The sequence below is a fragment of the Jiella sonneratiae genome, assembly GCF_017353515.1.
GTDB lineage: Bacteria > Pseudomonadota > Alphaproteobacteria > Rhizobiales > Rhizobiaceae > Jiella > Jiella sonneratiae.
The window spans coordinates 1-568 of sequence record NZ_JAFMPY010000076.1; the positions used below are offsets into that span (position 1 = coordinate 1).

Here is a 568-nt window from a genome sequence, read left to right on the forward strand (position 1 = left end):
GGTAGTGTCCGCGGTGGTGGTGGAAAATCGAATGTCAGAAGGTGTGACGGAGGTGGCCACCGGAATGGCCGGCTAAGGTGGAGTTGCGAGACTTCAACCTGACCGGAGCACCCGATGACCGAGGACAGACTACCGCTTGCCGAGCTTCTGGCGAAAGCTGGAGACGGCGATTTCCTGCGGACGATTGCCGAGAGTGTGATGCAGCTTCTGATGGAGGCCGACGTGGAGGGCATGATCGGCGCCGGGCGTCATGAACGCACCCTGGAGCGGGCAACCTATCGCAACGGCTACCGGGACCGCTCGCTCGACACGCGGCTCGGCTCCTTGCAGCTTCGTATCCCCAAGCTTCGGCAGGGCAGCTACTTCCCGCCGTTTCTGGAACCGAGGAAGCTCTCGGAGAAGGCCTTGGTCGCAGTCATCCAAGAGGCCTGGATCAGCGGCGTCTCGACTCGCAGGGTCGACGATCTGGTGCAGGCCATGGGGCTGTCGGGGATCGGCAAGAGCACGGTATCGAAGCTCTGCAAAGATATCGACGAGCGCGTCGGCGGCTTCCTCGATCGCCCTCTCA

Annotated in this window: 1 protein-coding gene; it reads left to right on the plus strand. The window is 62.7% G+C overall.

The window, feature by feature from the left end:
* Positions 1-114 precede the first annotated feature (114 nt).
* Positions 115-568 (plus strand): transposase (locus J1C47_RS23545; protein WP_207353233.1); only part of this gene is annotated, 454 nt, incomplete at its 3' end.